We start from the raw sequence: 13,223 nt of genomic DNA, 5'->3' as shown, positions 1-13,223 counted from the left end.
ATGAGATCGTGACGTCCTACGCCGAGTCGAAATCGAACATTTCGGGTTCACCCGGCCAGCGTTATCAGCCGCCAATATCTCGAGCAACCCAACACCTTTCGTCATAACTAATTATTATTTAAGACAATAAATAAATATGAAAAACACAGCACTTCACGCCAATCAAAAAATTTTTGGCATCACCTTAACGAGTTTACTCATGAAGGGGCAATGTCACCGTTCGGAACGATCGACCTGGACCGACGATGACGGAGCACCGAGGAAATTCTTTCGCGGTGATGGCTCGGGGCGGAGCACCGTTGATCGAAAGCCGGTATTGCTCAAGTTTGGTCCCGGACACCCTCAGCTCGAGGGCGTAAGGCGCATCGTAGGGCATGGAAAGAGTGGCCAAGGGATTATTGAGAGTGAGCTCAAGGTCCGCACCTTTGCGAGTGAAACTCTCGACAGCGAGCCCGTCGGCACCGACCGCCAGGTCATGCTCGAGGTCGAGGTAAAGCCCGCCGAGTTGCTCAGAGACCTGAGCGGCCCCGGTGAGGGCACCGACGCTCGACCAGCTCGGGCCCGAGCTCAGCGGCTTCTGGGGGAAGCCTTCATGGTCGATGTTCTCCGGCCCGAGACCGACAGGAAAATCCGAATAATCGTAAATATGATTGGCGCTGTGGCGGGGATGGACGACGAGCGTGAACGCGGCTCGGTTCATGGCAACGCCGCGTTCCATCAGGTCCTGACGTCCGGTCAGTCGTCCTAAACGGGCGAGGGGGCCGGCGAAACGATGGCCGCGCATGTCGAGCCATTCCGCATCGCCGAGTTGCGAGGAGATGCCCCCGAAAGGATAAGCGGTGATGACGTAGGGAGGGGCCCAGACGGCCTGGAAAAGGCTCAGGTAGTCGGCCATGGCCTGCGCATGGTCGAGCCAGTCGGCCTCACCGGTCGTCTCGTAGAGCGACGTGAAGCTTTGTAGCGCCCAGAGCATCGACATCGTGTCACGCCCCGGCTGGCCGGTGCGGGCGTCGAAGAAGGTCTCGGGCTTGATGGCGCACGAGTAGAAGGTCTCGAAGTCCGCCCACTTCTGGTTCGGCATGACCTCCCGCGTCAGAAAACCCGCGAACTTTTTCGATGCGACGAGATACGGGGTTTTCTTCGTGGCTCGATAAAGCTCCGCGAGCATCCAGGCGTGGGCGCCCCCTTCCGCATTCCAGGTCATCGCGGGCATCGGCTTCAAATCCGGCCCGAACCAGGATGGAATCCGCCCTGATTCGGAGACGTGGCTGAGGAGGAATGCGGCGTAACGCTCGGCAAATTCCAGGATGCGCGGGTCCCGTTCACATTTTCGATGGTATTCGAGCAGGTAGCCGGCGGTGAGGCTCGCGGCCGCCGTGTGGTATGCACCTTGGCTCCAATCCCAGTAGGGACTCGCGCGACCCGGGTCGTAGCCCGTCGTCGGAAAGTTCCACAGACTCCCGATCCACCGCTTCTCCTTGAGATTGTACAGCGACGGAAACATCCCGTCTTTCTGCGGTGCGCTCAGCGCGAGGTTGACGATCCGACGAGACTTCTCGACGAGCTTCGGGTCATCAAGTCGTTTTCCCCAGTCGTTCATCCCACGGGCATCATCGGCGTTGTTCCACCAGGCCGAGAAGGAGATCAGGTCGTACCACTGGGGGGCGGACAGGCGAAACCCTCCCACAGGCTTGCCGTCCTGAGACCATTCTTGCCAACTGTTGAGGTCCGGCCGGTCGGGCAATTTCCGATGGTTCAGCCCTTCCGACCCGGCGACGTCGTATCCCTGGTAATCCTCGTAGGCCGAGTAGCAGACCTTGGCGTACTCGTCGAAGGGCATGGCCTGGGGCCGGGGCTGTTGGAGGTATCGCGTGCCGTATCGTTTCCACAAGTGTCGCGAGACGGTCGCATATCCGCGATGGGCCGGGGCCTCCGCCTGGACGAATAGATCAAACCCGCATCGAACGCCAGGTCTCGAAAGCTCTCGCACCATCGTCGCTGGCCGGCTTTCATGGCGGTACCAGACGTGCTGATTGACCACCGAGTCCATCGCCCCGTACCCGATAATCGGCCTGCCGGCGTCCGTCTTCACGTCCACGATCAGCGCATGGGGCAATGTGATCTTCGATGGGTCGACGGGGACCGCGAAGATCCTGGGATGTGTCTGTTGCCGTGCCTCTTTCGCGTAGACGATTTCCCGAAGGATCAAATCCAGGTCGGGCACGACGGCGGCGAGAACTCCCCCCTTCTGCACGATGGCCGCAGGTGAAAAGAAGACGCGATCACTAATCACGCTGTCGGCCGTCGGCTCGAATGACGGAGCGTGGGCGAAGTCGAGTTGCCCGTCGATCTGGACCTCGATGGGGAGAACCAGAGATTCCAACCTTGGCGGTGTGCCTTTCAGTGTCGCCGCGAATTCGATATGTACATAGGGATCACCGTCGTCCAGTGTGACCGTCGACTCCACGTCTTGGCCGTGTCGCGACCCGCTGAGGTGGACTGACGAGCGCGAACCCACTCGAACCGGCTTGCTGATCCTCGTCAGTGATTCGCTCACGATCAGACGGTGGTCGGGGTCGATGCTGGAATCGTAAAGCCTCCCGGCGAGGGAGGACGATGGCGGCGGGAGGAAGGACGACGCAACAAGGAGCCATCCCTCGCCCGACTTTGCCAGGAATTCCTGGCGGACACCGCCGGCCGTCGTGATGAATCGAGCCTTGACCCTTCCGTTGTCGATTTCGACGGGCTCTGCTTCCGCCGAACAGGTTCCGGGTAGCAGGATCAACGTGATCGCGAGCGGGAAACCGACGATACGGCCGACAGTAATCATCAGAATACCCTTCGGTGTCCGCCGACTCCGGCTGGCGGGATCATTGGGATCGCACTCGCATTGTCTCGGCTACAGCCCGGGCACACAACCGAGCGGATCAAACCGAAGTGGATGGCCCCTTCAAATCGCGGTAGAGCATTTCGGGAGCGGGCGGTCGGCGTTAACCTAGAGCCCTCCCCCGGTCCAACGGCCGACCGAGCGACGTCGTCTCGGGGCTTCGGACTCTTAACCGTGAGGCGTCCAGGGATGCACTCGTTGTGGGAAGGCTCGGCGTGGCGATTGGCTCTGCTCCTCGGACTTTGCCTGGCCAGTCTGTCGGAAGTCCGGGCGGAAGGGCCCGCGAAGTTCCGGGTCTACTTCGGGACCTATACCGCGAAGACGAGCAAGGGGATCTATTCGGCCGAGCTCGACACGGCGTCGGGGACCTTGTCGAACCTCAAGCTCGCCGTCGAAACGGAGAGCCCCTCGTTCCTGGCGATCCACCCCAGCCGGAAGTTCCTCTATGCGGTGAACGAACTCGACGAAGTGAAGGGCATCAAGGGGGGCGGGGTCAGCGCCTTCGCGGTCGACCCGAAGGACGGGGGCCTGACCTTCCTGAACCAGCAGTCGACCCGAGGGACGGGCCCTTGCCACCTCGTCGTCGACCGCACCGGCAAGGCCGTGCTGGTGGCCAACTACGGCGGCGGGAGCGTCGCGTCGTTCCCCCTCGGAGAGGACGGCCAGCTCGGCGAAGCCTCGACGTTCATCCAGCACACCGGCGAGGTTGCCGACAAGCGCCGGCAAGGTTCCCCGCACGGCCACTCGATCAACCTCGACGCGGCCAATAAGTTCGCCGTCGCCGCCGACCTCGGCCTGGATCAACTCCTCGTCTACCGGTTCGACCCGGCCAAGGCGACGCTCACCGCGAACGACCCGCCGTTCACCAAGCTCGCGCCGGTCTCGGGGCCCCGGCACTTCGCGTTCCACCCGGACGGCCACCATGCTTACGTCATCACCGAGATCACGTGTAAGGTCGCGGCGTTCGAGTACGACCCCAAGCGCGGGGTTTTGACCGAGATCCAGTCGATCTCTACGCTACCCGATGGGGTCAAGCGCGGTTACTCCACCGCGGAGATCCAGGTCCACCCGTCGGGCAAATTCGTGTACGGGTCGAACCGAGGCCACAACAGCATCGCGATGTTCGCGGTCGAGCAGGGGGGCAAGCTCCGTTCGCTCGGCCAGGAGCCGACGCAAGGTCGCACGCCTCGAAACTTCGGGATCGACCCGACCGGTGCGTTCCTCCTCGCCGAGAATCAGGACTCCGACACGGTCGTCGTCTTCAAGATCGACCCCGAGTCCGGCAAGCTCACCCCGACCGGGCAGAAGCTCGCCGTCCCGATGCCCGTCTGCGCCAAGTTCATCCCGATCGAATGAGCAGGAGGATAATCAACCGATGACGCGGATGAACACAGATAAGTCAAAGCAAGAAAAAGACTTTCGATTTTATCTGTGAAATTCCGCGCCATCTGTTGATCGGTTCTGCTCGACTCACTCCCACGCCGATCTCTGATCTTGCATCCCGGAGGGCTTGACCCTTGCCCCTGAAGATTTCCGCGTTCCCGAAGTGTTATCTCGAGACGATCGCCGGGGACCGGTCGATGTCGGTCTTCGACTGGATCGAGATGGCGCGGTCGCTCGACGCCGATGGCCTGGAGATGTACGAGGGGTTCCTGACGAGCCTCGACGACGCGTACCTCGACCGGGTGAAGGGGGCGATCGAGTCGGCGGGGTTCGTCATGCCGATGCTCTGTTGCTCGCCCGACTTCACGAACCCCGACGCCGACGCGCGGAGGCGCGCGGTCGAGCGAGAAGTCCAGATGGTCCACGTCACTCGGAAGCTCGGCGGGCCGGGGGCCGTCTGCCGAGTTTTGTCGGGGCAACGTTATCCCGAGGTCGATCGTCGGCAAGGGCTCGAGTGGGTCGTCGAGTGCATCGAGCAGGTCCTGCCGAGCGCCCGGGAGCACGACATCGTGCTGGGACTCGAGAATCATTACAAGGACGGGTTCTGGAGCTATCCCGAATTCGCTCAGAAGCAGGACGTCTTCCTCGAACTGCTCGCCGCAATCCCCGAGCGAAAATACTTCGGCGTCCAGTACGACCCCTCCAACGCGATCGTCGCGGGCGACGACCCGGTCGAACTCCTCAAAGCCGTCGCGGGTCGGGTCGTCAGCATGCACGCGAGCGACCGCTACCTCGCCGAGGGGACGACGCTCGAGGAGTTGAAGCAGACCGACGGGACGCTCGGATACTCCGCCAACCTCCGGCACGGGGTCACCGGCCGGGGTCTCAATGACTACGATGCGATCTTCCGAATCCTCGCCCAGCACGGCTATCGCGGCTGGGTCAGCATCGAGGACGGCATGAACGGGATGGACGAGATGGCCGAATCCCTGGCCTTCCTGCGCACGATGAGCGCCAAGTATTTCCCGGAGTCCTGACGTGGAACGCGTGCGAACGGCCCTCGTCGGCTGCGGCAAGGTCGGTCAGATCCACGCCGAGGCGCTCCGCGACCTGCCGGAGTCGGAGCTCGTCGCCGTCTGCGACGCCTCGGGCGCCCGAGCCGAGGCGTTCGCCGAGATGTATGGCGGCCGGGCGTTCGACGACGTGGGCCAGATGCTCGCCAAGTCCAAGGTGCAGATGGTCACCATCTGCACGCCGCACCCGCTCCATGCGGATGCAGCAATCCGGGCGGCCGCGGCCGGCGCCCACGTCCTGATCGAGAAGCCGATGGCGGCGACGCTGGCGGATTGCGACGCCATGATTGCGGCGGCCAAGGCCGCCGGGACGAAGCTCGGCGTCGTGAGTCAGAGGCGTTATTACGAGCCGGTCCTCCGCATGAAGGCGGCGATCGACGCGGGGAAGATCGGCATGCCGGCCCTCGGCGTCTTCTCGATGTTCAGTTGGCGCGACCCGTCGTACTACCGGTCCGACCCCTGGCGAGGACGGTGGGACACCGAGGGGGGCGGCGTGCTCGTCAACCAGTCGGCCCACCCCTTCGACCTGCTCCAGTGGTTCATGGGCGAGATCGACGAGGTCAGCGGCGACTGGGCGAACCTCAACCATCCGGAGGTCGAGGTCGACGACACGGCCGTGGCGACCGTCCGATTCAAGAGCGGCGGGCTCGGGTCGATCGTGACGAGCCTCTCGCAGAAGCCGGGGCTGTTCAGCCGGATCCACGTCCACGGGTCGAACGGAGCCTCGGTCGGGGTCGAGACGGACCGAGGCGCCACGTTCATCGCCGGCGTCTCCGAGATCGACGAGCCGCCGCTCAACGACCTGTGGAATATCCCGGGCGAAGAAGACCTTCTCGCCGGTTTCCAGGACGAGGACCGGGCCCGGTTCCGAAGCGTTCGCGCGACGACCCACTACCACGCGGTCCAGATCCGCGACTTCCTCCGAGCGATCATCGAAGACCGTCCCCCATTCGTCTCGGGCGAAGACGGTAAGACCGTGGTCGCCATGTTCACGGCCATCTACCGATCCAAGCGAGAACGCAGGCCGATCAAGTTCCCCCTCCACGCCGAGGGCTGAGCCGGACCGCTCGGATCGCCCCCTTCACATCCCCCCAGGTTCAACGGCCCGGCCCGATTTTCGGCCGGGCAGGCCCTCGAGAGGATCCACTCCGATGAACAGACGAGATACGACAGGGCGACTCTCGGGAGCGATCGCCGCCTGGGCAATGCTCGCAGCGGGCTCGATCGCCGCAGGGGCCGAGTTCACGATCGACGGCCGGACCTTCACGATCCCGGCCGGGTTCACGATCGAGCGCGTCGCCGGTGCGCCGTTGGTCGACCGGCCGATCGTCGGGGCCTTCGATGAGCAGGGCCGACTCTACGTGGCCGATTCGTCGGGCTCGAACGAGAACGTGAAGGTCCAGCTCGAGACGAGGCCGCACCGGATCGTCCGGCTCGAGGACACCAACGGCGATGGCCGCTTCGACCGCCAGACCGTCTTTGCGGACCGGATGATGTTCCCATCCGGGACGATGTGGCTCGACGGCTCCCTCTACGTCTCCGCACCTCCGAGCATCTGGAAGCTCACGGACAAGGACGGCGACGGGGTCGCCGACGAGCGGACGGAGTGGTTCCAGGGTAAGACGCTCACCGGCTGTGCGAACGACCTCCACGGGCCGTATCCCGGCCTCGACGGCTGGGTCTACTGGTGCAAGGGAGCGTTCGCGACCCAGACCTACGAGCGTCCGGGTCGTTCGCCCCTCGTCACCCGCGCCGCGCACATCTTCCGCGCCCGGCCCGACGGTTCGGGGATCGAGCCGGTGATGACCGGAGGAATGGATAATCCGGTCGACGTGGTGTTCAACCCCGAGGGCGAGCGGTTCTTCACCTCGACCTTCGTGCAGAACCCCGAAGGCGGGCGTCGCGACGGGATGATTCATGCCATCTACGGGGGCGTCTACGGCAAGATCCACAGCGTCATCGACGATCACCCTCGGACCAGCCCCGAGGTCATGCCGGTCCTCGTGCACTACGGCCCCGCGGCCACCAGCGGGCTGACCCGCTACGAGTCCGACACGTTCGGCGCCGACTATCGAGACAACCTCTTCGCGACCCTCTTCAACCTCCGCAAGGTGACACGACACGTCCTCGCCCCCAATGGGGCGACGTACTCGACGCGTGACGAGGACTTCGTCGTCACCGAGGACCGCGACTTCCACCCGACCGACGTGATCGAGGACGCCGACGGCAGCCTGCTGGTGGTCGACACGGGGGGATGGTACAAGCTCTGCTGTCCGACCTCGCAGCTCAGCAAGCCCGACGTCCTGGGGGCGATCTACCGGGTTCGCCGCCAAGGGGCCCCGCGTGTCGAGGATCCCCGAGGGCTTGCCCTGGCCTGGGACAGCCTCAAGGCCCCCGGACTCGCCGTCTTGCTCGACGACCGCCGCCCCGACGTCCGCCGCCGGGCGATCGAGGTCCTGGGCCGGTCGGGTGCCCCCGCGATCGCCGCCTTGGGCGCGACGCTCACGACCTCGAAGTCGACCGAAGCGAGGCGGAACGCCGTCTGGGCCGCGACCCGGATCGACTCGGCCGATGCCCGAGCCCTTGTCAGGTCCGCGCTCGACGACCCGGACGAGAGCGTTCGCCACGCGGCGATCCAGTCCCTGAGCGTGACCCGTGACCGCGAGGCCTCGCCGAAGCTCCTCGCCCTCCTCGCCAAGGATGCTTCGCCGCAGATCGGCCGGGCCTGTGCCGAAGCACTCGGCCGGGTCGGCGGGAGCGCGGCCGTGCCGGCGTTGCTCGAAGCCCTGACGAAGCCCTCCGACCGCATCCTCGAGCATTCGCTGACCTACGCCCTCATCGAGATCGCCGACCCCCGCGCGACGGAGAAAGGACTCGACGCGGAAAGCCCGCTCACCCGACGCGCCGCGATGATCGCCCTCGACCAGATGGACGGGGGAGGACTCCGCCCCGAGGCCGTCGTCCGGAACCTCGAGACGAAGGAGGCCCGCCTCAAGGAGACCGCCTCGTGGATCCTCGGCCGGCATCCGGATTGGGGAGGGGCCCTCGTCGGAATGCTCGGTCAACGGCTCTCGAAGCCTAACCCCGACAAGGCCGAGTCCGACGACCTCGTCCGTCAGCTCGCCCGCTTCGCGACCGCGGCCCCGCTCCATGCTTTGCTCGCCGAGCGGCTACGGGACGCCTCGGCCCCTGCGGCCCGGCGGAAGCTCGTCCTCGAGGCGATGGCTCGCTCGGGGCTCAAGCCGGTCCCTGAGTCCTGGATCCAGGGGTTGACGGACGTGATCGCGGCCAGGGACACCACGTTGACCCCGGTCGCCGTGTCGACGGCCAGAAACCTCGCGATCCCGAAGGACGGGGGCAAGGCGCTGGGAAAGGTGCTCCTCGACCTCGCGGCGGATCCCAAGACCCCGGACCCGGTGCGACTCGAGGCCCTCGCCGCGGTCCCCGGCGGCTTGACCGAGGTCGACGCCAAGGTCTTCGACTTCCTCCGCGAGCAGTCGGAGCCGGAACAGTCGGTCGCCGCCCGAGGGCTCGCCGCCGACGTCCTCTCCAGGGCGACGCTCAAGCCCGAGCAGTTGGTCGCCCTGGTCGATTCGATCAAGACGATCGGCCCCCTCGAGCTCGACCGGATCCTCTCCTCCTTCGAACGATCGACCTCCGATGACCTCGGCTTCAGCCTGATCGACGCCTTGAAGGCGTCACGCGTGCGCTCGACACTCCGCGCCGAGATGCTGCGGCCCCGATTCGCGAAGTTCGGCGACGCCGTCCGGAAGGAATCCGAGGCCTTCTACATCACCCTCAACGTCGACGCCGCGAAGCAGAAGGCGAAGCTCGAGAGCCTCGTGAGCTCGCTCCAAGGAGGCGACATCCGCCGAGGCCAGTCGGTCTTCAACAGCGCCAAGGCCGCGTGCGTCTCGTGCCACTCGATCGGGTACATCGGTGGGAAGGTCGGCCCCGACCTGACACGCATCGGTCAGATTCGCACCGACCGCGACCTCCTCGAAGCGATCGTCTACCCGAGCGCGAGCTTCGTCCGGAGCTACGAGCCCCTGGTCGTGGCGACCAAGGAGGGGAAGGTCGTCAACGGGGTCAGCCGGAAGGACGCCCCCGACGAGATCGTCCTCGCCACGGGCCCGACCGAGGAGGCCCGGATCGCCCGTGACGACATCGAAGAGATTCGGCCGGGGACCGTCTCGGTCATGCCCGCGGGCCTCGACCAGCAGCTCTCGCCCGAGGACCTGGCCGACCTCGTCGCGTTCCTCAAGGCCTGTCGTTAACCCGAGCCCATACGCCGCGATCGGGACGATTCGCCCGAGAATCGTCGGAAGGGCATTTCGTCGCCGAACGCGGCTCTGTATGGTAGGGTCAGACGCTTGTTCGTCACCTCCGAAGGTCGACATCAACCCATTCGGGGCGTGTTCGATGCTGAGGCTCCTCCACAACAGCCCGTCGCCCAAGAGACGGAGCCCGTCATTCCCGGTTGACCGGGCGGTTCCTCCTGGATCCTCGAGAACAAAGCGACCAACCGACTCGGATTTCGTGGGGTGGGCACCGTCCACCCGACGTAAAGACCTGAGTCTTCGTCCCGAAACCTGGTTTTTCTCAAAGAATGGGTTTCCGTGGGATTCCCCATGAAACCCAGAAGCGGTTGTCGATGTTTCGCGTGCCAAAAACCCGTTCTTTCAGAAAAAAACAGGTTCTGTGAGAGGCTTTGCGGCTCGACGTCGACCATGACCCCGCTTTGATCCGGCGCTCGCATTGGAAACGAATTCGAAGGGACTCTCCTGATGGATGAGACGGGTGTGAGGGACACGCTCCTCTTCGTCCTGACGATCACGACGCTCACGGTCTTCCCGTTCGTCTTCATCATAGGCGGGGTGATGGTCATCAAGTGGGCATCCAGCCGAGGGAAGCCCACCTCCAACGGGGAGGACGAGTAGTGTCGGACCATTCTTCCGGGAGAAACCGGGGAAGGGTCGACTCGGTCTGGCGCTCTTCTCTCCTGGGTCGACAAAAATTCGACGGCGACGTCCCCCCGGACCTTCGGCGGGAGCCGAGGGCGAGCCGGGAAGGCGAGGCCGATCGCTCGAGACGGCGGCCCACATTCGCGTGGGCCGAACCTTTGATTCGACACCCAAGTTCGATCGTCCTTGATCTGGAGCGAAGCCGATGCTGAAGGCGAGTAGATTGGTGACGACGACCGCTGCGCTCGTTCTGGCGAGCCTCCCGAGTTGGGGTGCAGAGCTGACCAAGGGGGCGCCCGACTGGAAGTCCTCGGGCCCGTTGGCCTTCGGCCCCGAGGGGCTGCTCTTCCTCGCCGACACGCAAGGTGCGGCGATCTTCGCGGTCGACACCGGGGACAAGCAGGCGGATTCCGCCGGCGGTACTCTCAAGGTCGAAGGGATCAACGACAAGATCGCGGCGCTGCTCGGGTCCACGCCGAAGCAGATCACGATCAGTGACCTGGCGGTCAACCCCGCCTCCGGCAAGGCCTACCTGTCCGTCTCCCGAGGGACCGGCCCCGGCGCCGCCCCGGTGCTCGTCCGGGTCGACCGCAGTGGCAAGGTCGAGGTCGTCGCCCTCGACAACGTGCCGTTCGCCAAGGCCGTCTTGCCGAACCCCACCCCCGGCACCGCCCAGCGGAAGCCCCGAGCCGACGTGATCACGGACCTCGCCTTCGTCGACGGCCGCGTCTTCGTCGCCGGACTGTCGAATGAAGAGTTCTCCTCCAGGCTCCTGTCCGTCCCCTATCCGTTCGCCGACACCAAGGAAGGCACGAGCGTCGAGATCTTCCACGGAGCCCACGGCCGCCTCGAGACGTCCTCGCCGGTCCGCACGTTCACGTCCTACAAGATCAACGGCGAGTCTTACCTGCTCGCGGCCTACACCTGCACCCCGCTCGTCAAGATCCCCGTCGCCGACCTCAAGCCCGGCAAGCACGTCAAGGGGACGACGGTCGCGGAGCTCGGCAACCGTAACAAGCCCCTCGACCTCATCGTCTACAAGAAGGACGGTAAGGACTACCTGCTGCTCGCCAACAGCAGCCGGGGCGTGATGAAGATCACGACCGAGCACGTGGACGACACCCCGGCGATCACCAAACCCGTCCGCGACAAAGAAGGGTTGACCTACGAGACCCTCTCCGACCTCAAGGGTGTGGTCCAGCTCGATGAGCTCGATAAGGAGCACGCCTTGATCCTCGTCCAGTCGACCGACGCCAACGGTGCGTTGAACCTCGAGACGATCGCCCTGCCATGATCGACCGACGTTGGCGAGGGCTCGCGGCCCTCGCGATCGCCCTCCTCGCCGCCGACGCGCCGGACGTCAATCGTCCGGCGCCGGCGGCCCGCTATCAGGTTCGTTGGGAGTTCAACCAGGCGACAGGGGCCGCCGTCGTCGAGGTCTCCGGACTCTCCGCCAGCGACCTGAAGGCGCTCGGCAGGGTCGAGTGGTCGCCCGAAACCTGGGCGACGCTCCTCACCGTCGTTGTCGCCCCAGAAAACCCTGCCTCGGATCCTCCGCCGATCATCGGGACCTATCGGGTGGAGGACCAATACCTCCGGTTCCGGCCTCGATTCCCGCTCGAGCCAGGTCTACGCCACCGGGCCCGATTCCGTCCCCAGAAACTCCCGAACGCCCCGCCTGGCAAGGATTCCCCCCTCACCGCCGAGTTCACAAGGCCCCAACCTCCTCTCGCCGAGCCCGCCTACGTCGTCCGGGTCGATCCGAGCGGCGAAAAGGTCCCCGAGAACCTCCTGAAGCTCTACGTCCACTTCTCGAGGCCGATGGGCCGAGGCGAGTCGTATCAACACGTCCGCCTGCTTGAGGCCTCGGGCAAGCCGGTTGAACGCCCGTTCCTGGAAATCGGCGAAGAGCTCTGGGATCCGTCGGGAACTCGACTGACCCTGCTTTTCGACCCTGGCCGAATCAAGCGCGGACTTCGACCTCGCGAGGAAGAAGGACCGATCCTTGTGGCGGGTGCTGCGTATACCTTGGTAGTGGATCGCTCCTGGCCGGACCCCGACGGCCAACCCCTTCGGGAGACGTTCCGGAAGGCGTATCGAGCCGGCCCGGCCGACGAAGTCCAGCCCAACCCGAAGTCCTGGACCGTCCAATCGCCCGATGCCGGCACTCGCGACGCCTTGACGCTCAAGTTCCCGGAATCGCTCGACCGGGCCCTCCTCGAGGGTTTGATCCACGTCGAGGACGCCCGAGGCGACACGGTGGCGGGCAACATCGCGGTTGAGGCGGGCGAAACGCGCTGGCGATTCCTTCCCGAAAAACCCTGGACGGAGGGGACGTACCGAGTGATTGTCGGCACCGCACTCGAGGATCTGGCCGGGAACAGCGTGGGTCGCCCTTTCGAGGTCGATATCCTGCACCCGATCGGCCCGCGTGCCGAAACAAAAACGGTCGAGATCCCAGTCACGGTCCGGGGGGTCGGACGGTAGACAGGATAGTCGACCACGCTGATTAAAATCATCCGTTGATTTTGAAAGGTCTTTTCGGCCTATAATACTTTCAGTCCGGTGAAATGGCGGTCGACGTCAGACCCCAACTCTCCGGAACGACTCCCGCGGAGCGGTTGAATGCCTCCCGGAACTTGTTGCTGTTGATCCCACCGATCGCAAGGAGTCCCGCCGCGCCAGCGGCCTGACCTCCCGCGACGATCGCCGACGATCGTACACCACCCGACGAGTCGCCGGGTGACATGCAACCTCCCAGGATTTTGGGCCCTTCCCGATATCCTTACTCCCCCCTTTCGCAGGGAAAGGATCGCGCATGCGTCGGATGAGGACATCCGTCATGCGGGCCCTACTACTTTGGTTTCCCCAGCTTATGTGAGGGCGAAATGCCTCTTCAAGTCGTCGCAACGGTCG

Annotated in this window: 8 protein-coding genes; 7 read left to right on the top strand and 1 reads right to left on the bottom strand. The window is 64.7% G+C overall.

From position 1 onward, the window contains the following. Positions 1 to 193 precede the first annotated feature (193 nt). Positions 194 to 2,830, bottom strand: a complete 2,637-nt coding sequence (locus tag ACYOEI_RS11285; protein ID WP_462849593.1) for a YyaL domain-containing protein — start codon at positions 2,828 to 2,830, stop codon at positions 194 to 196. Positions 2,831 to 3,076: 246 nt separating this feature from the next. On the opposite strand from ACYOEI_RS11285, the gene ACYOEI_RS11280 reads away from it, so the two are divergent. From ACYOEI_RS11280 to ACYOEI_RS11250, 7 genes are all read left to right on the top strand, one after another. Continuing rightward, positions 3,077 to 4,243, top strand: a complete 1,167-nt coding sequence (locus ACYOEI_RS11280) for a lactonase family protein (RefSeq protein ID WP_462849592.1) — start codon at positions 3,077 to 3,079, stop codon at positions 4,241 to 4,243. A 161-nt stretch (positions 4,244 to 4,404) separates the two neighbouring features. Next, positions 4,405 to 5,307 (top strand): sugar phosphate isomerase/epimerase family protein, encoded by a 903-nt coding sequence (locus ACYOEI_RS11275; RefSeq protein WP_462849591.1) that lies wholly within the window; start codon positions 4,405 to 4,407, stop codon positions 5,305 to 5,307. Between the two features lies 1 nt (position 5,308). Further along, on the top strand, positions 5,309 to 6,400 hold the full coding sequence (locus tag ACYOEI_RS11270) for a Gfo/Idh/MocA family protein (protein WP_462849590.1): 1,092 nt from the start codon (positions 5,309 to 5,311) through the stop codon (positions 6,398 to 6,400). A 94-nt stretch (positions 6,401 to 6,494) separates the two neighbouring features. Then, on the top strand, positions 6,495 to 9,620 hold the full coding sequence (locus tag ACYOEI_RS11265; protein WP_462849589.1) for a PVC-type heme-binding CxxCH protein: 3,126 nt from the start codon (positions 6,495 to 6,497) through the stop codon (positions 9,618 to 9,620). Between the two features lie 510 nt (positions 9,621 to 10,130). Then, on the top strand, positions 10,131 to 10,283 hold the full coding sequence (locus ACYOEI_RS11260) for a hypothetical protein (protein ID WP_462849588.1): 153 nt from the start codon (positions 10,131 to 10,133) through the stop codon (positions 10,281 to 10,283). 229 nt (positions 10,284 to 10,512) lie between these two features. Beyond that, complete coding sequence (locus ACYOEI_RS11255) at positions 10,513 to 11,601, top strand: hypothetical protein (protein WP_462849587.1); 1,089 nt, start codon at positions 10,513 to 10,515, stop codon at positions 11,599 to 11,601. Beyond that, positions 11,598 to 12,794 carry an Ig-like domain-containing protein gene (locus tag ACYOEI_RS11250; protein WP_462849586.1) on the top strand — a complete coding sequence of 399 codons (1,197 nt, stop codon included), beginning with the start codon at positions 11,598 to 11,600 and terminating at the stop codon, positions 12,792 to 12,794. Before ACYOEI_RS11255 ends, ACYOEI_RS11250 begins: the two co-directional genes overlap by 4 nt. Positions 12,795 to 13,223 lie beyond the last annotated feature (429 nt).

This window comes from Singulisphaera rosea (assembly GCF_054877945.1).
The sequence above is the reverse complement of the archived record's forward strand: the minus strand, read 5'-3'. Positions and strand labels throughout refer to the sequence as shown.

Bases quoted from the DNA above. Each gene is read 5' to 3' on its own strand.
- ACYOEI_RS11285 (WP_462849593.1), bottom strand. From the start codon at position 2,830: ATGATTACTGTCGGCCGTATCGTCGGTTTCCCGCTCGCGATCACGTTG.
- ACYOEI_RS11280 (WP_462849592.1), top strand. From the start codon at position 3,077: ATGCACTCGTTGTGGGAAGGCTCGGCGTGGCGATTGGCTCTGCTCCTC.
- ACYOEI_RS11265 (WP_462849589.1), top strand. From the start codon at position 6,495: ATGAACAGACGAGATACGACAGGGCGACTCTCGGGAGCGATCGCCGCC.
- ACYOEI_RS11260 (WP_462849588.1), top strand. From the start codon at position 10,131: ATGGATGAGACGGGTGTGAGGGACACGCTCCTCTTCGTCCTGACGATC.
- ACYOEI_RS11255 (WP_462849587.1), top strand. From the start codon at position 10,513: ATGCTGAAGGCGAGTAGATTGGTGACGACGACCGCTGCGCTCGTTCTG.
- ACYOEI_RS11250 (WP_462849586.1), top strand. From the start codon at position 11,598: ATGATCGACCGACGTTGGCGAGGGCTCGCGGCCCTCGCGATCGCCCTC.